We start from the raw sequence: 22,396 nt of genomic DNA, 5'->3' as shown, positions 1-22,396 counted from the left end.
TTGACGGCAACGCCTTGTCGTCGCAGGCTGGTAGCGTTGGAGCTTGCCGTCCGCTCGGCGGCTCCGCCCCCTTCCCCGGAGTCGTTCCATGCGGTTTCCAACCTACAGCCTGTGCGCCCTGCTGCTGGCGGCGCCGTTCGTGCATGCGCAGAACGTGCCAGCGCCCGCCACGAGCGCGCCCGAACCACCCACCGATCTGGCGCCCACCCACGTGCGCGCCGACGCCCCGGCCAAGGCTGCCGACGGCCAGCCCAGCCTGGACGACATCCGCCGCTTCAGCCGCGTCTACGACATCGTGCGCCAGGCCTACGTCGAGCCGGTGGGCAACAAGGAACTGATGAACGACGCGATCACCGGCATGCTTGCCGGTCTCGATCCGCACAGCGAATACCTCGACAAGGACGGCCTGGCTCAGCTCAACGAGGACACCACCGGCCAGTACAGCGGGCTGGGCATCCAGGTGGAGGAACAGGACGGCGGCCTGCTGATCGTCACGCCCATCGATGACACGCCCGCTTCGCGCGCAGGCATCAAGCCCGGCGACAGCATCGTGAAGATCGACGGCGTGCTGGTCGACGGGCAGAACGTGGACGACATGTTCAACAAGCTGCGCGGCAAGCCCGGCAGCAAGATCACGCTGACCATCCTGCACAAGGACAGCGACAAGCCGGTGGACATGCACCTGGTACGCGAGAACATCGATGTCACCAGCATCAAGGTGCGCCAGCTCGAGCCCGGCTACGACTACATCCGCATCACCCAGTTCCAGAGCGACACTGCGCCCGACCTCGAACACAAGCTCGGCGATCTGATCGCCAAGAACGGTGCGCCCAAGGGCGCCGTGCTCGACCTGCGCAACAACCCCGGCGGCCTGCTGACCGCCGCGGTGGGCGTGAGCGACGACCTCCTCGACTCCGGCACCATCGTCACCACGCGCGGGCGCCTGCCCGACTCCAACATGAGCTTCAGCGCGCACCACGGCGACCTGCTCAAGGGCGCACCGCTGGTGGTGCTGGTGAACCATGGCACCGCCTCCGCCGCCGAGATCGTCTCCGGCGCGCTGAAGGACAACCACCGTGCCCTGCTGATGGGCCAGCGCACCTTCGGCAAGGGTGTGGTGCAGACCGTGCTGCCGCTGGATGCCGACCACGCAGTGAAGCTCACCACCGCGCGCTACTACACGCCCAACGGCACCTCGATCCAGGCCGAGGGCATCAAGCCCGACATCCCGCTGGCCGACCTCAGTGTGCAGAAGGCCGACAGTGCGCCGGAACTGATCAGCTCGGAAGCCGATCTGCCCAACCACCTCGCGAACGAGAACACCAAGGCCGGCGGCAATATCGACAACGACGGCAGCGCCGCTGAAGCCAAGCTTGCCACCAGCGACTATGCGCTGGCGCAGGCGCTGAACGTGCTGAAGGGCATGGCGCTGGGGCGCGGCGCGCCGGTGGCGAAATAGTGCCGGAAGCACATCGACGCGTATAGCAGACATAGTCGTCATGCCAATGCCACCCTGTGCAGCCGCAGTCCTGTACGCCAAAGACCTGTCCAAGATCGGCAACTTCTATGCACAGGTGGCCGGCCTGCAGATCATCCACGAAGAGCCCGACCACATCGTGCTGGAGTCGGATGCCTTTCAACTCGTGGTCGTTGCCATTCCTGGCGAACATGCGGCATCCATCCACATCACGGAGCCGCCGCAGCGGCGGGAAAACATCGCGATCAAGCTGGCTTTCCCTGTTGCCAGCATTACGGCGACGCGCCAGATGGCGCAGTTGCACGGAGGCGAGTTCAACTCACCTTCGCGCGAGTGGCTGTTTCAGGGCGCGCGTGTGTGCGATGGCCAGGACCCGGAAGGGAACGTGGTGCAGTTTCGCGAAAGCGTACCCTGACATTCCGGTGCAGCCGGCGAGGCACCCGCACCGCTGACTACAGTCGCTCGCCCTGATCGGATGCCAGCAATTCCGCCGGCAGCGGCAGCATGTCCAGCCCGCGAGCGAACAGCATCGCCTGGAAACGCTCACCCATGCGGTCCGGCAGGGTGAGCCGTTTCACTTCCTGCGCCAGGCGATAACGCACCGCCTCGTCGTCGGTCCGCGCGTGGGCGTTCCCGAAAGCTTCCTGCAAACCGCTGGCGATCAGGAATTGCGCCTGCGGAAGGTAAGCGGCCACGCCGAAACTGGCACTGTTGCCCGCCTCGGCCAGCGCGGTGAAGTCCACCGAGGCGGTGAGGTCGTTGAGGCCGGGCAACCACAACGGATCACCGTGCGCGTGGTGGCGGTAGTGCGCCATCAGCGTGCCGTCGCGGCGCTCGGGCTGATAGAACTCGCGGCGTACGTAACCGTAGTCGACGAACAGCAGCATGCCGGCTTCCAGCGTGCCGGCCACCGCCTGCATCCAGTACGGCAACTGCGGCAGGATCTCGCTGCGGTAGCCGTCGGCGAATTCCACGCCTAGGTCACGCTCGACGTGTCGCACCGCACCGGCCACCAGCGCATCGGCGGGGCGATCCACGCGCATCAGCCGACCTTCGCCGTCCAGCGCCACGTATTCCTCATAGACCTCGCCGCCCTTCATCGCGATGCGCGTGGTGGGCAATGCGTCGATCACCTCGTTGGCGAACAGCACGCCGCGCCAGCCGTGGTCGGGCGGCCCGTCCAGCCACCTGACACGCTCGTTGATCTCGGCGGGCAGCGCGGCAGCCAGGCGTTCGCGCTGGCGTTCACGCAGGTCGGCGCTGGGCTCGAGTATCAGATAACGATGCGGCAGGCTGCCGGCCGCGGCGAAAGCCTTGAGCGCCACTTCCGCGAACGCGCCGCTGCCGCCGCCGAGTTCGAGGAAATTCGCCTGCTCGCCCAGCATGTCCAACACGGGCGCCACCACGTTCGCCACGCAGCACGCAAACAGTTCGCCCAGTTCAGGCGCGGTGACGAAATCGCCCGCCTCGCCGAACTTGGTCTTGCCCGCGCTGTAGTAACCCAACCCCGGCGCATACAGGCAGCGCCCCATGAATTGCGAGAACGGCATCGGCCCGTGCGCGGCGATGTGCTCCCGCACGTGCTGCAGCAACAGATCGGAATGCGCACGCTCTTCGGCGCTCGGTTCTGGAAGGCGGGAATGCATGGCGTCGGCCGGCTAGGTGGAAGCGCGGCAAGGATAACGGATGCCGCCGCGCAGCCGCGTCAGAAGTCCTTCTGCAAGCTGAGATACAAACCGCGGCGCGGACCGTATTGCGGCGCACCCACGCCCACGCCAGTGCCGTCGCGCAGCTCGTAGGTGCGATCCAGCGCGTTGATCAGCGCGAGCTGGGTATGCAGCTTGCCGAAATGATCGAACGTAAAGTCGTGCGAGACGTCGAGATTCAGCTGGAAGTAGACAGGCATGCTGACGCCGTTCGGGATGTTGCTGCCGTCCGGCAGCACGTAGTCGCGACGCAGGCCGGAGCCGAACAGGTAGTCGGCGCCGAACTTGGTGCCGTCGTCCAGGGCATAGCTGATGCCGCCGGAGGAGGTGTATTTCTGATCGTGGTCGAGATAGATGTAATTGTTCGCAATGTACGCCAGTTCGGCGGGAGCGAAGTTGTACTGGCTGGTGACCACGTCCTTGCCCATCGCCTTGCTCCAGGCGAAGTTGAAGTAGGCGGTCCACGGGCCGTTGTTGAAGTTGGCGGTGAACTCCGTGCCGGTTACGCGGCCCTGGCGATAGTTGAAGGTGGAGTAGACCAGCGCGGTGCCGAATTGGCCTTCGTCCTGCAGGTCGTGCACCTGGCGGTAATAACCGTCCAGGCCCAGCGTCCACGAACTGCCGATGTTCTGCGAGATGCCGGCATCGAAATAGTTGGAGCGCTCGGCCAGCGGCGTGTTGTTGCCGTAGTTCTTCACCGCGTTGGTGGTGTTGGCGAAGGCCGCGATGTCCGCGTCGGAGATCAGCTCGGTCTGCGGCGGCGTGAAGTAGCGCGAATAGCCGGCGTGCACGGTGGTGTTCTCGCCGGCCTGCCAGACCATGCCGATACGCGGGCTGAGCTGGCTCTGGGTGGTGTTGAAGGCGGAGTACTGGTCGCCGCGCAGGCCGTAGTTCACCGTCCAGTTTTCACCGATGCTCCATTCGTCCTGCACGTAGGCCGACCACGTCTTGGCCAACACGGGCGCGCTGGTGAAGATGTTGAACGGCACCGTGCTGGTCTGGTTGCCGTCGGCATCGGCCGGGAACACCAGCGAGTTGGTATTGGTACCGGCGCGGTCGAATTCGCCGTAGATGCCGTAGCGCAGGGTGTTGCTGTCGCCCAGCGGCATGGCGAAATCCGCCTGCAGCGTGCTGGCGCGGTCGGACTGGTTGATGGTGCCGGCCACGCCGTTGAACATCAGGTCGCCGATCACGTCGGGCAGGTATTGCAGGCCGCTGTAACGCTGGCCCAGCGAGACCTGGTAGTCGGTGCTGCCCAGCTTGCCCTGCAGCGACAGCACGCCAAAACGGGTCTGCTCGTCCTGCTGCTCGTTCAAGTCGGCGGAGTCGAAATGGGTGACGTCGAGGTAGCCGAACTGCGGAGAAACATCTTGCCGGTCTGGGATCTCGAAACGGTTGTTGGTGAAGCCGAACATGAAGCTCAGCCGCGTGTCGTTGTTGATCAGATAGGTGATATCGCCAAAAGCCTTGACCTGGTTGGTGTGGTCGTGGATCGGCGTGCGGCTGGCGGTGGGGTTTTCGATGCCGATGTCGCTTTGCAGGTAATTGGCGGTGAAGAAACCGCTCCAGTTGCCGCTGTTGCCCCACAGCGAGACGTTCGGGTTGAAGCTGCCGAACGAACCGCCGGTGACGCCGATGCTGCCGCCATTGCCGAGGTCGGCGCCTGTCTTGGTGGTGATGTCCACCACCGCCGCGGTGCGCAGGCCGTACTGCGCGGGCAGCGCGCCGTCGAGCAGGCTCACGCTCTGGATCGCGCGCGCGTCCAGTGTCTGGCCGAAACCGGAGATGGACTCCGGAATGATCACGCCGTCGATGCGGTACTGCAGGTTCGCGTGGTCGCCGCGCACGTGCAGCTGGCCGTAGGAATCCTGCACCACGCCCGGCGCCTGCAGCACGACCTGGTTCAGCGGCGTGGAGGCGCCCAGCGGCAACGCCTGGATGTCCTTCGAGTCGATCACGTACTGGCTGGAACCGGTATCCGGCGACAGCGCGTTGCGTGCCTGATCCAGCGCGGCCGTAACGCTGACCCCGCCGAGGTCCTTCACATTCGGCGAGCGCTTGTTGCGCGAGGCCGGCTGGCTGTCATCGCCATCCGTGGTCCCGCCGCCGGTGCTCGCCGCCCCGGTCGAAGGAGAAGCAGGGACAGGCGTGACATCGGCGGCATATGCATGGACGGAGACCGCGCACAACGCTGCGGCGAGACTCAGGGCAAGCGGGGAAAGCTTCATGGGTCGGGATTCCGATTCCTGGGAGACAGCGATCCGGCGCAGCGACCGGGTCATGAACTGTAATGTTATAACATTACCTTTACTGAACCCAGCCCGGCACGGGCCACAAGTCATGGTCGCGAGATCGCGCCGCCATTGACCCGGGCTTCATACCTCGGCTCTAGACTGACCATTCCAGATGCCTCGCCGGCATTCCGCGGAGTGCGCCATGAGCCAGCCCGACCCATCCAGCGGCAGTCGACAGGTTCCCGCCGTGATCGGTGGACAGGAGGAAACGAACCGGGTCACCCAGGCCATCCTCGACTTCATCAGCCGCATCCCGGCCAGCAAGGTGGAAGGCGCCGACGATCCCCAGGCGAAGGCACGCCAGATCGCCAGCCGTGCCGCACAGCGCGCGGCGCTGACTTCCGGCACGCTGGCACTGCCGCCGGGGCCGCTGGGTTGGCTCACCGTGCTGCCGGAGCTGATGGCGATCTGGAAAATCCAGGCGCAGATGGTCAGCGACATCGCTGCCGCCTACGGCCGCCACGCCGAACTCGGGCGCGAGCAGATGTTGTATTGCCTGTTCCGCCATACCGCGGCACAGGCCTTCCGCGACCTGGTGGTACGCATGGGCGACCGTCTGCTGTTCCGCCGCATGTCGTTCGCCGTGGTGGAGCGCATCGCCAAACAGCTCGGCATGAAGCTCAGCCAGCGCGCAGTGGGCGAAGGCCTGTCGCGCTGGCTGCCGGTGATCGGCGCGCTGGGCGTGGGCGCCTACGCCTACTACGACACCGGACAGGTGGCCGCCACCACCCTCGAACTGTTCAGCCATGGCATCGAGCACGAAGGCGGCGAGGCATCGGATGCAGTGCCCACGACGCGCGCGACTTCACGCGTGCGCAAGCTGGCTGGCGCCGCACGCAAGGTGGCCACGCGCAAGCGTCGACCACCGCCAGACAAGGCTTGAGATGACGCGCCCGCACCGATCCGGCAAGCTCTCGCCATCACGAATTGCGCAGGAACCACCGCATGCCGGCCGCCCATGAACGCCCCGTCGCCCTGATCACCGGTGCCGGCAAACGCGTGGGCGCGGTGATCGCGCGCACCCTGCACGCCGCCGGCCACGACCTCGTCCTGCACTGCCGCCATTCGGTGGCAGAAGCCAAGGCGCTGGCCGCCGGACTCGAACATGCCCGCGCCGGCAGCACCCTGGTGCTGCAAGCCGAACTGATCGATCCGCAGGCGCCGAATGCGCTGGTGGACGGCACGCTTGCGCACTTCGGCCGGCTCGACGCATTGATCAACAACGCTTCGGCCTTCTTCCCCACACCCGTCGGCACAGCCAGCGTCGAACAGTGGAACGCCTTGTTCGCATCGAATGCGCAGGCGCCGTTCTTCCTCGCGCAAGCTGCCACGCCTGCGTTGCGCGCGGCGCACGGTGCCATCGTCAATCTCGTGGACATCTACGCCGAACGCGCGCTGGCGGATCATCCGATCTACTGCATGGCCAAGGCCGCACTGGCGGCGATGACGCGCGCACTGGCGCTGGACCTGGCTCCCGACATCCGCGTCAACGGCGTGGCGCCCGGTGCCGTGCTGTGGCCCAGCGACGGCAAGCCCTACGACGACCAGCAGGCGATGCTCGCCCGCACCCCGCTGCAACGTGCCGGCTCGCCCGAAGACGTGGCCGGCGCCGTGCTGTGGTTGCTTCGCGATGCGCCTTACGTGACCGGCCAGATCATCCGCGTGGACGGCGGCCGCACCCTGGCGGTGTGAATCAACGCTTGGGGCGGAACGCCGACTCCAGGAGCGCCTGGTCGAAACCGCCGCCCACCTCGCCCGCTTCCGCGTAGCGGTACAGCGCAGCGGCGTAGGTGCCCTGCAGCGTGGATTGCGCCAGCCCAAGCAGGATGAAGGCGATCACCACCAGCACGAGCACCGGCGCGATGACAGCGATGGACTGGGTGGCGACCGCACCGAACACCAGCACGGCTGCAAGCAGGGCTGCGAGGACGAACACCAGGCCGAACACCGCGCCCAGGCCCGCGTTGCCGATCAGGTTCTCGCCCCAGGTCCGCTTGAGCAGCTCCGCACTGCGCTTCACCGCATCGACCGGGCCGATGCCTTCGCTGGCCAGCACCGGCACCACCAGGAAGGTGGCCACCGTCCATGCCAGGCCGAGCAGGCTCACCACGAAACGGCCGATCAGACCCAGTCGCTCCTGCAATGCGCGCAGGAACAGACCTACGGTGGCCGCGATCAGCGCGTAGCCGAAAATGCTGCCCAAGCGCGAGCGCGCCAGCGCGAAGCCATCGGCCAGTCCGGCCGGTTCGCCACGCAGGCGCTGCAGTGCCACGCCAGCCAGTGCGGTGTTGAAGAACACGATCACGAAGTACTGCGCCAGATAGAACGCGAACAACATTACGTAGTAGCCCGGCGCGAAACGGCGGCCATCGAGGTCGCCGCCATGGTGGCCGACCAGCGCCAGCATCACCGGAACCAGGAAGCTCGCCGCCACGACGATGCTGCACAGCCCCGACAGCAGCGGGAACAGCAACAACGATTTGTCCGAGCGCAACACTCCCGCACTCGCCTTCATCAATGCCCAACTGCGCGCGAACTTGCCGGCCATGCCCCTATCCCCCATGCCTGTGGTGGCGATGTTCTAGCACCTCGCCCATCGTGGCGACAGTGCAAGGGACCCGATCGGCACCCGGGTCAGAGCGGTTCCAGCGAAAGCGGCTCGCGTTCCTGCGGAAACGCCGCCCACAGTTCGGCCAGCGCCTGCCCATTCACCGGATGCCGCACCTGCGGCGCGATGTCGACCAGCGGCTTCAGTACGAAGGCGTGCCTGAGTTCCTTGCGCGGCACCTGCAAGTGGCCGGCACCGTCGATCACGCGCTCGCCGTAGAGCACGATATCGACATCCAGGGTGCGGTCGGAATAGCGCGGCACGTCGCGCCGGCGGCCGTGCCTGTCCTCCAGCGCGTGCAGCCAGTCGTTCAGCGCCTCGGGTTCGAGATCGGTGTCCAGACCTACCGCGAGGTTCACGAAGTCCGCCCCGTCAAAGCCCACCGACTTGTTGCGATAAGCCGGCGATACGGCGATGGCGCCGAAGCGCGTGCGCAATTCGTCCAGGGCAGCGTTGAGGTAGCGCCGCGGTTCGAGGTTGGAACCCAGGCTGAGATAAACGCGCTCCATGCTCAATCCGGCTTCGTGCCGCGCTCGATGCGCACGCCAACCGCCTTCGCGCCACGCACCGCACCTGGCTTGGAGAGTTTCAGCCTTACCCAACGCACGCCGAACTCTTCGCGGATGATCTCCGCGCAGCGCTCGGCCAGCGTTTCCACCAGACCGAAGCTCGATGCGCCCACGTAGTCGACCAGCCGCTTGGACACGTCCTTGTAGTTCAGCGTGTGCACGATGTCGTCGCTGGCGGCGGGCACGGTATTGTCGAACGCCATCTCGATGTCGAACGCCAGCGTCTGGCGCACGCGGCGTTCCCAGTCGTAGATGCCGATCACGGCGTCGATGCGCAGGTCTTCGATGAAAACGATGTCCATGGGAATGCGTGGCTGGAACCTGGGCCGTACACGATCCGCGACCGCGCGCGCGGATGCAAGTCGTGCCGGTTGCGGGCAACCGTGATACACCACCATCCATCGAAACGGAGCCTGCCGATGAACACACCCCCCGCCGTCACCGCCACCATCGCCGCCACGCCCTACGCCGTGCGCCTCGGCGACGACCGCGGCCACACCTGGCCGGCCGACGAACCGGCCAACCTGCACGGCGGCGACACCGGCCCCGATCCGCACCGCCTGCTGCTTTCCAGCCTCGGCGCCTGCACCTCGATCACGCTGAAGATGTATGCCGAACGCAAGGGCTGGCCGCTGGAAGGCGTCGATGTCGCGCTGGATTTCAACCCCGACGGCACACCGCCGCCCGGCAGCAACCGCATTGGCCGCCGCATCACCCTGCATGGCGAATTGAGCGAAGAACAACGCGAACGCCTGCTGCAGATCGCCAACGCCTGTCCCATTCACAAGGCGCTGAGCGGCGAGATCTTCATCGACTCCACGCTGGAATAAAGACGCGCAGCGGCAACGGCATGCGATCATGGCGCATGACCGCCTTCTCCACGCTGCCGCTCAAACCCGCCCTGCTCGCCAGCCTCGAAACGCTGGGCTACGCCACCATGACGCCGGTGCAGGCACAGAGCCTGCCGCCCATGCTCGATGGCCGCGACGTGATCGCTCAGGCGCGGACCGGCAGCGGCAAGACCGCGGCGTTCGGGCTGGCCCTGCTGCAGGCCTTGCAGGTGGAAACCGTCCGCCTGCAGGCACTGGTGCTGTGTCCCACGCGCGAACTCGCCGACCAGGTCAGCAAGGCGATCCGCAAGCTCGCCGCCAACATTCCCAACGTGAAGCTGCTGACCCTGTGCGGCGGCATGCCGCTGGGACCGCAGCTCGCTTCGCTTGCGCACGATCCGCACATCGTGGTCGGCACGCCCGGCCGCGTGCAGGAACACCTGAAGCGCGGCAGCCTGCATGGCGGCGGCATCCAGGTGCTGGTGCTGGACGAAGCCGACCGCATGCTGGACATGGGTTTCAGCGAAGCCATCGACGATATCGTGGGACGCATCGCAAAGCACCACCAGACCCTGCTGTTCTCGGCCACTTATGCCGACGAAATCCGCGCCGTGAGCGGACGTGTGCAGAACAATCCGGTGGAAGTGACGGTGGAAGCTCCGCACGAGGAAACCACCATCGAGCAGCGTTTCCACGAAGTGGATCCGGCGCAGAAACTGGATGCGCTGGCGCAGTTGCTGGCCAAGGGCACACTCAGCACGGAGCAGGCACAGCACGCGCTGGTGTTCTGCAACATGCGCAAGGACGTGGATGCCGTGGCGCAGGAACTGGATCGCCGCGGCTTCTCCGCACTCGCCCTGCACGGCGACATGGAGCAGCGCGACCGCGACGAAGTGCTGGTGCAGTTCGCCAACCGCAGCTGCTGCGTCCTGGTCGCCACCGACGTGGCGGCGCGCGGCCTGGACATCGCGGCGCTGCCACTGGTGGTCAGCTACGACATCGCGCACGACCCCGACACGCACACGCACCGCGTCGGCCGTACCGGGCGCGCGGGCGAGAATGGCCTTGCCATTACCCTGGTCGCGCCGCGCGAACGGCCCAAGGCGACGAACATCGAGGAACAGCTCGGTCGCCCGCTGCCGTGGCATCCGCTGCGCGTGTCGCCGCCGCGCGGCAAGCAGCTCAATCTGGCGCCAATGAAGACCCTGGTGATCGACGCCGGGCGGCAGGACAAGCTGCGCCCGGGCGACATCCTCGGCGCGCTCACCGGCGACGCGGGACTCGACGGCAAGGACATCGGCAAGATCGACGTGTTTGCCACCCGTGCCTACGTGGCGATCGGCCGCGCACTGGCGAACAAGGCACTGGAAAGGCTGCGCGCTGGGCGCATCAAGGGGCGCAACTTCCGCGTGCGCCCGCTCCATTGAGCCCGCGACTGGATTCGTGCAGCCATCATGCCCCACGACACGAAGACGCCGCTGCCGCTGCATGATGCCGACGCCCAGGTCGCCTTGGGCAAATCGCAGATGAGGTCGGGCTCCCTGGCCGAGGCTGCGCACAGCTGTCGGCAAGCCATCGCACTCAAGCCGGACCATCTTGAAGCGCACTACCTGCTGGGCAACGTGCTCGGCGCCCAGGGGCGGCTGGCCGAGGCCGCGGACAGCTTCAGGCAGGCGCTGGCGATCAAGCCGGATTTCATCGAGGCGCGCGCCCGGCTCGGCCATACTCTGATGGCGATCCATCAACCAGGCGAAGCCGAAGCGCACTTCCTGCAGGTGCTGGCGGCGCGTCCGGATGATGCGAACACGCACAACAGCCTCGGCATCGTGTACCGGGAGCTGGCGCGCCTGGCTGACGCCGAAACCTGCTATCGCTGCGCATTGGCGATCAAGCCGGACTACGCCGAAGCGCACAACAACCTGGGCAATGTCCTGCGCGACCAGGGCCGACGCGGCGAGGCGGAGTCCAGCTACCGGCAGGCGCTGGCCATCAACGACCGCTTCGCCGAGCCGCACTTCAATCTCGGCAACATCCTGCGCGACCAGCAGCGGCTTCCCGAAGCGGAGCAAAGCTACCGCTGCGCGCTGGCGATCAGGCCCGACTACCTGATGGCGCTCAACAACCTGGGCCTGTGCCTGAAGAAACAGGGGCGCGTGGAAGAGGCCTGCGCGAGCTTCGAAGCCGCGGTCGCGATCAAGCCGGATTTCCTGCAGTCCCTCTGCAACCTCGCGCCGTTCAGGACGTACGCCGTGGATGACCCGCAGCTGCGTGCGCTCGAGGACCAGCAGCACCAACTGCCCTCCCTGCCGCAGGCGGGACGCGTCAATTACTGGTTCGCCCTCGGCAAGATGCGCGAGGACGCCGGCCGCCATGACGACGCCTTCGCGGCCTACGCGGAAGGCAATCGCCTGCAGCGCATGCGGTTCCCGTACGACGAGGCGCGCGAAGCGGCACTAGTCGCGCAGTTGAAGTCTGTCTTCCACGCAGGCCTTTTCGAGCAGCGGCCGCCGTCGCGCCGCCCCGGCAGGACACCGGTCTTCATCGTCGGCATGCCGCGTTCGGGCACGACCTTGATCGAGCAGATCCTGGCCAGCCATCCGGGCATTCATGGAGCCGGCGAGCTGACCGACCTGCACGACGTGGTGCACTCGCTGGACACGGCCAGCAACGCGTCCGTCGCCGCGTATCCGGAAATCGCCGCCACGCTCTCCGTCGAAGCCTTGCAGCAACTGGGCGCAGCCTACGAAGAACGCGCGTGGCGGCATGCCCCGCAGGCGACGCACATCACGGACAAGCTGCCAGCCAACTTTCTGCACGTGGGCATGATCCACCGGATGCTGCCGCACGCGAAGATCATCCACGCCATGCGCGATCCTATGGACTCGTGCTTCTCCTGCTACGCGCGCCTGTTCGAGGAAGGCAACCTCGATTTCAGCTACGACCTCGGCAGCCTGGGCCGCTATTACGTGCGCTACATCGAACTGATGCGCCACTGGCATCGCGTGCTGCCAGCGGGAGCCGTGCTGGATTTGCGCTACGAGGACATGGTGGCCGATACCGCGGGCCAGGCACGGCGCCTGCTCGACTACCTCGGCCTGCCCTGGGACGAACGCTGCCTCGATTTCCACCGCAACCAACGCGTGGTGCGAACCGCCAGCATCGCCCAGGTGCGCAAGCCGATCTATCGATCGTCAGTGGCCCGCTGGAAGCATTTCGAGACGCACCTCAAGCCTCTGCTGGATATCGTGCGGGATTACCGCTAACCGGCGGCGACAAGCCAGCCGCGTCAATCCCGTGCGGGGGGTGGTGGCCGGACATCAGCCAGCCACTGCGCGACAGCGCGTCCCGCCCATGCACCGCTGGCAAAGCACGCAGTGAGCAGGTAGCCGCCGGTAGGCGCCTCCCAATCCAGCATTTCGCCCGCGCAGAAGATGCCTGGGCGGGCGCGCAGCATCAGCGATTCGTCGAGTGCTTCAAGGCGAATGCCGCCGGCCGTGCTGATCGCCTCCGCCAATGGACGCGGCGCCCGCAGCGTCAGCGGCAACGCCTTGACGAGTGCGGCAAGCGCAACCGGATCGGCGAGTACGGGCTTGTCGGCCGACTCGAACACCAGGCCGCATTTCGCCGCATCCAGATGCGCGCGACGGCGCAACCAGTCGCCCAGGCTGTGCTTGCCGCGCGGTGTCGCGAGGCGCTCGGCCAAGGCAGCCTGCGCGATGCCAGGGGCGAGATCGAGATGCAGCACTGCTTCGCCGTCGCGCCTGATGCGCTCGCGCAGTTCCGCGCCGATGGCATAGACCAGGCTGCCTTCGATGCCGTATTCGCTGAGCACGCATTCGCCTTGCCGGGATTGCGCCACACCGTGACGATCCACCCAGCGCGCCGCCACCGACTTCAACGGCGATCCGGCGAAGCGCGTGCGGAGATGCTCGCTCCAAGCGATCTCGAAGCCGCAGTTGGCGCTTTGCAGCGGCGCGATATCGACACCGGCATCGCGCAGCGGTGCCACCCACGCGCCATCGGACCCCAGCCTGGGCCAGCTCGCACCACCCAGCGCCAGCACTGCGGCATCGGCCATGACGTTGCGCTCGCCCTCCGGCGTGGCGAAGCGCAATGCACCGTCTGCGCACCACCCCAGCCAACGGTGGTGCATATGGAAGCTCACGCCCGACGCACGCAGGCGGTGCAGCCAGCGGCGCAGCAGCGGCGCCGCCTTCATGTCGGCGGGAAACACCCGCCCCGAGCTGCCGACGAAGGTTTCCACACCGAGCCCGTGCGCCCAGTCGCGCAGCGCATTCGCATCGAACGCGCGCAGCCAGCGCGCGATCTCCTCGCTGCGCTCGCCATAGCGTTCGACGAAACGCACGAATGGTTCGCCATGGGTGAGGTTGAGACCGCCCTTGCCGGCGAGCAGGAATTTCCTTCCCACCGAACCCATGGCGTCGTACACGTCGATCTTGATGCCGGCTGCGCTCGCGGCTTCCGCCGCCATCAGGCCAGCGGGACCGCCGCCGATGATGGCCAGTCGAGGAAAGAGGTCTTGCGTCATGCGCGCATGGTCGCATGTTCGGGCGCTCGGGCGACCGACACGCGACCGCCTTCGTCCTGCATCTTTCCGCTGCCTGCCGACATGGAGCAACCCGGGACGCCGCCTCTCGCAAACCCGGCTTTCGCGTGCAAGAAAAACGCCGGAGGGATCGCTCCCTCCGGCGTTTGCGTCACGCACCGATCGAAGCGGTATCAGTTCGATTCGGTGAACTTGATGGACGGCGTCGAGCCACCCGAGGCGGTGCAGCTGCCCAGGTTCAGGTTGTTGCTCTCGCCGGTCGTACCCGAATCCGCCACGCAGGACGGCGCACTGGTGGAACCGTCGCTCACCGCGAGATTCACCGTGATGGAGCTGCCGCTGTTGAACTCCGCCTCGGAGCCGCCGGCGTTGCCCACTATGTTGAACTCGCCGGTGTTCCACACCTTCGAGATATACAGGGTGCTGTCCTTCTGGGTGGTGCTGTAGGCGTCGCCGTCATAGGTGACGACGGCCGTATCGTTGCCACCCGAGGTCGCCGTGGCCGTCAGCTTCAGGCTGGCCAGGGCGGTGGGCGGGATATCCGGCGGCAGGGCCGCTGCGCTGTTGCCGTAGCAGTCGCCCTCGCCGTCGCTGGAGAAGCCGCTCGGGCAACGGCTGCTGCCGTAGCCGATCAGCCAGTTCTGCATGAAGATCGCACCCTCGCCGTTCTCCGCGTAATCGGTGGCGTACACCCACTGCTGCCACACGGTGCATCCGGAGTGGCTCTTGCATGCCGAGGTGGTCGAGGTGAACTGCGTGTTGAGCTGCACCGAATATTCGTTGGCGCCCAGGATGCCGCCACCGCCGTAGGCCGCCACGCCCACGCTCTTCTCGGAGGTCACGCCGGTCACCGTCGGGAAGGTGCCGACGGCGCTCTTGATCAGGCTGGAGGTTTGCAGGGTGTAGTCGTTGCCGTTGCCAGCAGTCTCCGGTGCGCCGAAAAGGTAGTAATGCGGCATGGGGTGCACATCGGCCCGGACCGCTCCGCACGACTCCTGCTTCCACACGATGCTTGGATATTGGGCGTGGAAGCAACCTACCGACGGCGTGGCGATCTGCGTCATGCTTTCGCGCCAGGCAGCGCGCGCCACCGCCTCGATCGGCCCCACCTGCGCGCTCGAACCCTGCGCGGAAAGATTGCCGAACGACGACGCGAAGGCCGCGGGAACGCATGCCGCGCTCACCAGGCCGGCCAGAAATGCAAGTTTCAACGTTGTTTGCATCGAATGTCTCCCCATAGCTGCAATGAACAATGGATATCGCCCCTGGACGATCCAGGAGTCGAGGCACTACCGACTGCAAATGCACCAGCGAACAACAAAAACGCTTGCTGCGAGTCCATTCCCCCGATCCCGCCTCCCCACGGGATCATCCGTGCGGCCGCCCGAAAGGCGGCCGCACGGCATCCTTACTTGCTTACTGCACGTTCAACGTGACGTCGTCGAGCGTGAAGTCGGTGTTGCCGGAAGACGAGGTCTCCTTGCCGGTGAACTTGATGGTCACCGTCTGGCCGATGTAGGCGGACAGGTTGGCGGATTCCAGCGCATAGCCGGTGTTCTTGTTGGCGTTGGTGAACGAACCCACCGTTGCCAGCACCGAGCCCGAGCTGTTCAGCACCTGCACCGTGAAGGTATCGACCGCCGAGCTCTTGGTGGTGTCGATGTGCAGGTAGTACTGCAGCGTGGCCGTGGTGTGGCCGCTGGGAATGGCCACCTTCTGCGACACCGTGTCGGTATGCGAGGTGCCGTAGCCATCCAACCAGGCGAACCACGAACCGGCATGTGCGCTCTCGCCGCTACCGCAGTAGCTGGACGACGAGGTGGTGGTGGTGCACAGCGTGCCCGAGCTCATCGTCCACGGCGAAGCCGTGCCGGTTTCGAAGCCGGTGTTGCCGAGCACCTGGGTCGGCGTGCCGCCGCCACTCGACGTGACCGTCACCGAACCCGACTTGGTGCTGGTGGCACCGGTGTTGTCGGTCACCGTCAGGCTGACCGTGTAGGTGCCTGCTGCGGTATAGGTGTGGCTCGGGCTGGCCGCGGTCGAGGTGCCGCCGTCGCCGAAGGTCCACGAGTAGGTGCTGATCGTGCCGCCGGTGTCGGTGGACGTGTTGGTGAACGTCGCCGTCAGGCCGCTCGTGGTGTCGGTGAAGCTGGCCACCGGCGTACCACCGGTGGTACCGCCGCCGCTACCGGCCACATTGGCCACGAAGTTGGCGATGTTGATCGAGCCGAAGCCGGTGGTGTAGTCCCAGCCCACGGCGGCGGTTTCGCCGCTGTTGTTGCCGGAAGTCACATCGTGGAAGTCGGTCGAGTAGTGGGACGCGGCGTCGGCATAGATCAGCGGCGCAGCGAAGCCCAGCGAGGACTTGGTCGCCAGCACGCGCGCCCAGGTACCCACGAACAGCGGCGAGGCGAGGCTGGTGCCACCAATCTGCTCGGTGGATCCATCCACGATCACGTTGGCGCCGCTGTCCGGGCTGGCGTCGAAGGCCACGTCGGGCAGGCCGCGGTACTTGCTGCCCGCGTTCTGGCCCACGCCGCTCTGCCAGCTCGGCTGCGGTTCGAAGGTGCTGGGGCTGCCGCCGGTCGCGCCTTCGTTCTCGCTGAGGTTGTTCCACACTGTTTCGTTGGTCCAGGTGGTGCCTGAGGTGTAGAGCTCGGTGCCGCCCACGGCCACCACGTATTCCGAATCCGCCGGCCAGCTCGGCACGATGCCGCCGTTGCCGCACTCGTCTGCGCCGCTGTCGCCGGAGGAGATCGAGAAGGTCTGACCCTGAGCGTCGGCCTGCTCGAAGATGCTGTCGCCGGTGGCTGCACCATTGGTCTCCATGCCGGTTTCGCAACCGCCGATCGAGACGTTGATGATGCGCACCACGTTGGCGGTGACCGCCGCGTTGAAGTCATCCACCAGCGGCTGGGTGTCCAGGCTGGAGGTGTCGTAGAGGTAGAAAGCTTTCACGCCACCGGACATGCCGGCGATGTCCTGGGTATCCAGATCCCACTCGCCGTCGCCGCTGGTGCTGGTGCCGCCGCCGTCCACCGTGACCACGTTCAGCGGGATGCTGCCGAGGCTGGGGTGCTGGCTGAGGAAGGAGCTGAAGTCGGTCTTGATGTTGGTCATGCTGCCGGAGGTGATCACGCCGACGTTGATCGTCGAGCCGGTCGCCGTGCTGCCCGCGTTGTAGATCGTCGCGAAGTCGGTCGGCGCATGCGCGCTGGCCGTGCCGCCGGTCGCGTTCGGATGCACGGGAGTCAGCACGTGGAAGGTATGCACGGTCTGCAGGCCCAGCACTTCGTTCACGATCCCCTGCAGCGAGGCCGGGATCTGCACGTCGCTGGCGGTGCCGTAGGCATTGCGCCCATCGTGCGTGTGCACGCTCACCAGCGAGGTGCGGAACGCAGAGGCGGCGGTGTCAGCACGACCCTCGGCGGTCACCAGCTGGCGGTTCGGCTCGATGGTGATGTTGCGGAAGCCGGACTGGCGCAGGTAGTCGGCAACCTGCTGCGCCTGCTCCTGCGTCGGCGCGTACATCGCATTGAACTGCGCAGGCGTGAGGTTGGGGTGGTGCGGATTGGCAACGAACGCATCCAGCTGCGCCTTGTTGCGTAGTTTCAGCGATACCGCGACGCGCATCGGGTGCGCGACGTCCAGCGCGCCGACGACCTTGTCACCCGCTTGCAGGGTGGTGGCGTGGCGAATGGAAGCAAACTGCGCTGTGCTGACCGCACCCGTGGCGCAGACGGAAGAAGAAGCCGCTGCCAAGGCGATGGCGGCAGCAAGTGCTTTCAAACGAACGTGATGCATGGATGACTCCCCAAGATTTCGGGACAAGCGGGCCTTACGCGGCCGCATGTGCCCCGTGGCAAAGAACATGTCGCACTCGTGCGACTCCGGATTGCTTGCCAGACGGTTCCCCAGGCGCCCTTTTGCGGTGGCCGTTCCCCTGTAGAGAATCCCTCTCGCGGCCGACCCTAGGCTTTGCCTGACGGTAATCGCCCCCGCGATTACCGTTCGGAACCATTCGCCGCGCTCCCCGCAGCGAACTCGTCGAAGCTACGCAACCAAATTTGCACCCGTCAATATCAGGAACCGCGAATCCACACCTGCAGCACATTAATTGTTCATACGCATTTCATTTTGAGTGATTTGCTCTGTAAGACGACACCGGTATCACGCAATTACATACGACTCCATGGAAAGCCCGTGGCATCCGTGCGCCGCTTGAAAGACGCGTAACCGTGCCGAAATCACGCGACAATCACGCTTTCCCATGTAGCGAATCAAAATAAAATGGCCAATCGCATCCAGCAATATATTTCGCTTTACGAAAGTTCTTGAAATCAGGCATTCCTGAATATCGCATCGAGGATTTACCTCGATCCAAGCGTTTTAAGCGGTTTGCTTGTCCCGCCATTTCCCCAAGACAGTCCCGAAATCGGTTGTCGAACTGCCACGGTCGCGTGCTCCGGCACACGGGCACCCGCGCCACGCTGGCACGGCTCCGCCCCATCTTGTAAAAAGTCGCGAGGCGCCTCGTACGAGGGCGCCACGGCACAGCCGGACGGCTGCGCCTCCATGGACGACACAGGGGAAAACATCGCGATGAAATGCAAACTGCTGCTGGTCCTGCTGGCCGCGTTCGTATGCCTTGAACCCGCATGCGCCACCGACGCGCCATCCGCGTCCTCATCCACTTCTGCGCCTGGCGCCGCCGATGCCCATGCCAAGGTCGAGGCGCTCCTGCAGAGCCTGCACCCGGTGTCCGGCGAGGTTGCCATTCCCGAGGCGCAGGCCACCTTGCAGCTGAAGCCGGGCTACGGCTACCTGCAAGCCGCCGACGCCCAGCGTGTGCTCACCAAGCTGTGGAACAACCCGCCGGACGACAAGGTGCTGGGCATGATCCTGCCCTCCACCGATCCCGCCACCGTGGTGGACGGCCGCGCCTGGGCGGTGGTGGTTACCTATGTCGACGACGGCTACGTGTCCGACCAGGATGCCAGCAAGATCGACTACGACGACCTGCTCAAGAGCATGCAGAAGGCCACGCAGGATGAGAACGAGGCGCGCGTGAAGCAGGGCTATCCCTCGATCGAGCTGGTGGGCTGGGCCGAGCCGCCTCATTACGACGCCGCCAGCCACAAGCTGTACTGGGCGCGCGACCTGGCAATCAGGAATCCCGACGGCAGCTCGGACGGCCATACGCTGAACTACGCAATCCGCGTGCTGGGCCGACGCGGCTACCTGTCGCTCAATGCAGTGGCACCCATCGACGAACTCGACAAGGTGCGCGCCGACATGCCGGCCGTGCTGGCCATGGCCGATTTCGACGAGGGTCAGCGCTACGCCGACTACGACGCCAAAACCGACAAGCTCGCCGCCTACGGCATCGCCGCGCTGGTCGCCGGCGGCATCGCCGCCAAGGCCGGTCTGTTCGCCAAGCTCGGCATCATGCTGCTGGCGCTGAAGAAGTTCGTCATCGTCGGCGTGGCCGCCGTGGCCGCCGCGATCCGCAAGCTGTTCAAGCGCAAGCAGTGATCGAGGGTAGACGACACGGCACGCGGCGGTATCCATGCCGCCGCGCGACGTGCGCGGCCAGCGGGTGACCCATGCCCGAAACGGCGCGGCGATTGCGCCGCGTGCAGTCCGCCATCAAGCACGGTGAAACAGCGTCAACTCGGGCCGATGCACGGCATACCCCTGCAACGCGTTGATGCCCAGCTCCGCCAGCGCCTGCACGGTGGCCTCGTCGGTGACCCATTCGGCCACCACGGTGAGGCCGAGCTGGTGGGCGATATCGGTGACGGCGCGCACCATCAGGCGGCTCACCGGGTCGGTGAGCATATCGCGCACGAAGCTGCCGTCGATCTTGATCGCATCGGCCGGCAGGTTCTTCAGATACGTGAAGGAGGACATGCCCGCACCGAAATCGTCCAGTGCGATGCGACAGCCCACGGCGCGCAGGCGCCCCATGCAGCGCACCACCGCGGCGAGATTGCGCACCGCTACGGTCTCGGTGATCTCGAAGCACACCCGTTTCGGGTCCACTTGGTAGAAGCCCAGCCAGTCGACGATCTGATCGGCCAGCGCGGCATCCTCGATGCTGGCGCCGGAGAGATTGATCGAGACCATGCGCAGCTCCGCACCGATCGGATGCAGGCGGCCGAAATTGGCCAGCGCGACCTGCACCACCCAGCGGTCGATGGTCGGCATCAAGCCGTAGCGCTCGGCCGCGGGCAGGAACACCCCGGGCGGCAGCAGCGCGCCGTTTTCGTCGCGGTAGCGCAGCAGCAACTCCACGCAAACCCCGTCGTCCGCCGATGGCTTCGCCGGCTTGATCTCCTGGTAGGCGAGCAGCAACAAACCCTCGTCCACCGCCCATTGCAGGCGTTGCGCCCATTCCATTTCGCCGCGCCGGCGCTGCGCCTCGCCATCGCCTTCCGAATGGAAATGCACGCGGTTGCGGCCACGTTCCTTGGCGAGATAACAGGCGGCATCGGCCTGCGAAAGCAGATCCTTGACCTGCACCTTGGGGCAGTCGACCAGCACGCCACCGATGCTGGCGCTGACCAGGTAGCTGCGTTGCTCCCATGTGAACACATACCCGTCGATGCTGCGTCGCAAACGCTCCGCCATCTGCTCGGCGGTCGACTGGTTGACCATGCCGAAAGCGAGAATGCCGAACTCGTCGCCACCCAGGCGCGCCAGCACGTCGTTGTCGCGCAGCTGGCGACGCATCACCGCGGACAGCTGCACCAGCAGCTGGTCGCCGGCGAGATGGCCGGAGGTGTCGTTGATGAGCTTGAACTGGTCCAGATCCACGTACAGCAGCACCGCCTGCATGTCCGGCCCGGCAGCGGCCAGCGCGGCGCGCAGGCGGTGCTCGAATTCGTGGCGGTTGTACAGCTCGGTCAGCGCGTCGTGGCTGGCCTGGTAGCTCAACCGCTCGGTGAGCCGCCGCTGCTCGCTGATGTCGCCGGCCACCATCAGCAACTTGTCGCTGCCGTTAGTGGCAACGTGCGTGATCGCCACGTTGGCCCAGAACGGCGCACCGGTTTCGTCGATCAGCCCGGCCTCCACCTGCTCGCCGGCAGCGCCGCCGCCGGCCAGCGCCTCCGGTTGCGCGTCCTTGAACAATTCGGCAAGCCGATGCCCGGTGACGCCCGCGCCGAATCGGGAACGTGCGGCCTGGTTGGCGTAGACGATGCGACCGTCGTCGCTGCTCGCCAGCAGCACCAGCGCGGGCAGCCGTTCGTTGAGCGCGCGGAAACGTTCTTCGCTTTCGCGGTAGCGGCGACTCATGCGCCAGCCCAGTTCCAGCGCGCGATGGCGCGTGCCCACGATGGCGTACACCAGCATGGCCAACAGCAGGCTGGCCAACGTGCCGGCCTGCAGGGTGGCCCAGTGCCAAGCGTCGACGCGGGCCGCCAACGGGTACATCGCCACGTCCCATTTGCGACCGCCATGCACCAGCGTGCGCCCGTAGCGAGGCCCGGCGGCATCGGGCGTCGCGCTGCCCGGTGCAGAGTCGTACACCAGCTGCGGGGTCGACCGGGTGACATCACTTACCCGCAGGCGCAGTACGCCGGTCAGGCCTTCGGGCAGAGTGCCTTCGATCAGGGTGCTCAGGCGAAACGAAGCCGACACCGTGCCCTGTTCGCGCGCGCGCCGTTCTTCGATGGTCCGTGGCATGGCGCCGGGACTGAATACCGGCAGGCTCAGGGTGACGCCCATGTCGCTGCCGGTCCCTTTGCCCGGTTGCACCAGGCGGAACGGTGCCGACATGGTCACTTGATCGCTGTCGCGCGCCTGCAGCAAGCCGGCGAGGTTTTCCTTCTGGCCGGCTTCGTCCAGTCCGATCAGGATCGCATTGCCTTTCTTCGGCTCGGTCAGCTGGATGATGTAGTGCGCACCGTCCGCCCGCTGCGTGCGTGGTGCATAGGCCAATGCCAGCAGGGCCGGGAAACGTTCGCCCGGACGCATGTTGAAGTAGAAATCCGCAAACTCGTCGGGCGTCACCGAATCGGAAGCAAGGTACAGCGACTGCGTGGCGCGCATCAGGGTTTCCAGCAACTGCAACTGGCCCTGCATGCCCGAATAGACTTTATTGGCGAGCTCGGTGCGCACCGACCACTGCTCCGCCTGCTCGCGCCGCCATTGCTGGTTCTGCACCAGCAGCGAAAGCGCCAGACCCAGCAGCAAGGCCAGCAGGCTCCACAGGCGTGCCGGGGTTCGCCAGTGCGGCGAAGGCCGCCGCTCCGGTCCGGCGTTGCCGGCCTTGTCAGCAAGCATCGCGTCCGCGTTGTCGCGTTTCCCCTGCGTGGACAAATCCGTTTTCCTGCCGATGC

The 22,396-nt window shown here is 66.0% G+C and carries 17 protein-coding genes; 8 read left to right on the top strand and 9 right to left on the bottom strand.

The window, feature by feature from the left end; genetic code table 11:
* Positions 1-88: 88 nt before the first annotated feature.
* Both ISP25_RS14930 and ISP25_RS14925 read left to right on the top strand, forming a co-directional pair.
* Positions 89-1,459, top strand: coding sequence for a S41 family peptidase (locus ISP25_RS14930; RefSeq protein ID WP_192157852.1), 1,371 nt, complete (start codon positions 89-91; stop codon positions 1,457-1,459).
* A 40-nt stretch (positions 1,460-1,499) separates the two neighbouring features.
* Entirely contained in the window at positions 1,500-1,892 is a 393-nt protein-coding gene (locus ISP25_RS14925) for a VOC family protein (protein ID WP_404614995.1), read from the top strand.
* 37 nt (positions 1,893-1,929) lie between these two features.
* On the opposite strand, the gene ISP25_RS14920 is transcribed toward ISP25_RS14925, so the two are convergent.
* Positions 1,930-3,123 carry a class I SAM-dependent methyltransferase gene (locus tag ISP25_RS14920; protein ID WP_404614993.1) on the bottom strand — a complete coding sequence of 398 codons (1,194 nt, stop codon included), beginning with the start codon at positions 3,121-3,123 and terminating at the stop codon, positions 1,930-1,932.
* Between the two features lie 59 nt (positions 3,124-3,182).
* Entirely contained in the window at positions 3,183-5,411 is a 2,229-nt protein-coding gene (locus ISP25_RS14915; RefSeq protein WP_404614991.1) for a TonB-dependent receptor, read from the bottom strand.
* A gap of 208 nt (positions 5,412-5,619) precedes the next feature.
* Here ISP25_RS14915 and ISP25_RS14910 point away from each other — a divergent pair, with 208 nt between their 5' ends.
* Entirely contained in the window at positions 5,620-6,360 is a 741-nt protein-coding gene (locus ISP25_RS14910; RefSeq protein WP_404614989.1) for a hypothetical protein, read from the top strand.
* A 62-nt stretch (positions 6,361-6,422) separates the two neighbouring features.
* Positions 6,423-7,169, top strand: coding sequence for a pteridine reductase (locus tag ISP25_RS14905; RefSeq protein ID WP_404614987.1), 747 nt, complete (start codon positions 6,423-6,425; stop codon positions 7,167-7,169).
* A gap of 1 nt (position 7,170) precedes the next feature.
* Here ISP25_RS14905 and ISP25_RS14900 read toward each other — a convergent pair whose 3' ends face one another.
* The 3 genes from ISP25_RS14900 to folB form a co-directional block, all read right to left on the bottom strand.
* A complete protein-coding gene (locus ISP25_RS14900; protein ID WP_404614985.1) occupies positions 7,171-8,025 on the bottom strand; it encodes a DUF6159 family protein in 855 nt (284 codons plus the stop codon).
* Positions 8,026-8,111: 86 nt separating this feature from the next.
* Positions 8,112-8,594 (bottom strand): 2-amino-4-hydroxy-6-hydroxymethyldihydropteridine diphosphokinase, encoded by a 483-nt coding sequence (folK, locus tag ISP25_RS14895; protein WP_192159460.1) that lies wholly within the window; start codon positions 8,592-8,594, stop codon positions 8,112-8,114.
* Positions 8,595-8,596: 2 nt separating this feature from the next.
* Positions 8,597-8,956 (bottom strand): dihydroneopterin aldolase, encoded by a 360-nt coding sequence (gene folB / locus ISP25_RS14890; RefSeq protein WP_192159458.1) that lies wholly within the window; start codon positions 8,954-8,956, stop codon positions 8,597-8,599.
* Positions 8,957-9,073: 117 nt separating this feature from the next.
* Here folB and ISP25_RS14885 point away from each other — a divergent pair, with 117 nt between their 5' ends.
* Genes ISP25_RS14885 through ISP25_RS14875 form a run of 3 tightly spaced genes read left to right on the top strand, consistent with a single transcriptional unit; the run spans position 9,074 to position 12,747 of the window.
* Positions 9,074-9,484 (top strand): OsmC family protein, encoded by a 411-nt coding sequence (locus tag ISP25_RS14885; protein WP_404614982.1) that lies wholly within the window; start codon positions 9,074-9,076, stop codon positions 9,482-9,484.
* Positions 9,485-9,519: 35 nt separating this feature from the next.
* Positions 9,520-10,911 (top strand): ATP-dependent RNA helicase DbpA, encoded by a 1,392-nt coding sequence (gene dbpA, locus ISP25_RS14880; protein ID WP_192159453.1) that lies wholly within the window; start codon positions 9,520-9,522, stop codon positions 10,909-10,911.
* Between the two features lie 27 nt (positions 10,912-10,938).
* On the top strand, positions 10,939-12,747 hold the full coding sequence (locus ISP25_RS14875; protein ID WP_404614980.1) for a sulfotransferase: 1,809 nt from the start codon (positions 10,939-10,941) through the stop codon (positions 12,745-12,747).
* A 23-nt stretch (positions 12,748-12,770) separates the two neighbouring features.
* On the opposite strand, the gene ISP25_RS14870 is transcribed toward ISP25_RS14875, so the two are convergent.
* From ISP25_RS14870 to ISP25_RS14860, 3 genes are all read right to left on the bottom strand, one after another.
* Positions 12,771-14,033 carry a TIGR03862 family flavoprotein gene (locus ISP25_RS14870; RefSeq protein WP_404614978.1) on the bottom strand — a complete coding sequence of 421 codons (1,263 nt, stop codon included), beginning with the start codon at positions 14,031-14,033 and terminating at the stop codon, positions 12,771-12,773.
* Positions 14,034-14,224: 191 nt separating this feature from the next.
* Positions 14,225-15,274: a hypothetical protein gene (locus ISP25_RS14865; protein WP_192159447.1), complete on the bottom strand. Its 1,050-nt coding sequence runs from the start codon at positions 15,272-15,274 to the stop codon at positions 14,225-14,227.
* Positions 15,275-15,467: 193 nt separating this feature from the next.
* Positions 15,468-17,855, bottom strand: a complete 2,388-nt coding sequence (locus ISP25_RS14860; protein WP_192159446.1) for a protease pro-enzyme activation domain-containing protein — start codon at positions 17,853-17,855, stop codon at positions 15,468-15,470.
* 798 nt (positions 17,856-18,653) lie between these two features.
* Between ISP25_RS14860 and ISP25_RS14855 the strand changes: the two genes are divergently transcribed.
* On the top strand, positions 18,654-19,586 hold the full coding sequence (locus tag ISP25_RS14855) for a DUF2167 domain-containing protein (RefSeq protein WP_404614976.1): 933 nt from the start codon (positions 18,654-18,656) through the stop codon (positions 19,584-19,586).
* Between the two features lie 114 nt (positions 19,587-19,700).
* Here ISP25_RS14855 and ISP25_RS14850 read toward each other — a convergent pair whose 3' ends face one another.
* On the bottom strand, positions 19,701-22,340 hold the full coding sequence (locus tag ISP25_RS14850) for a bifunctional diguanylate cyclase/phosphodiesterase (protein ID WP_404614974.1): 2,640 nt from the start codon (positions 22,338-22,340) through the stop codon (positions 19,701-19,703).
* Positions 22,341-22,396 lie beyond the last annotated feature (56 nt).

The organism is Rhodanobacter hydrolyticus (genome assembly GCF_044904645.1).
The sequence above is the reverse complement of the archived record's forward strand: the minus strand, read 5'-3'. Positions and strand labels throughout refer to the sequence as shown.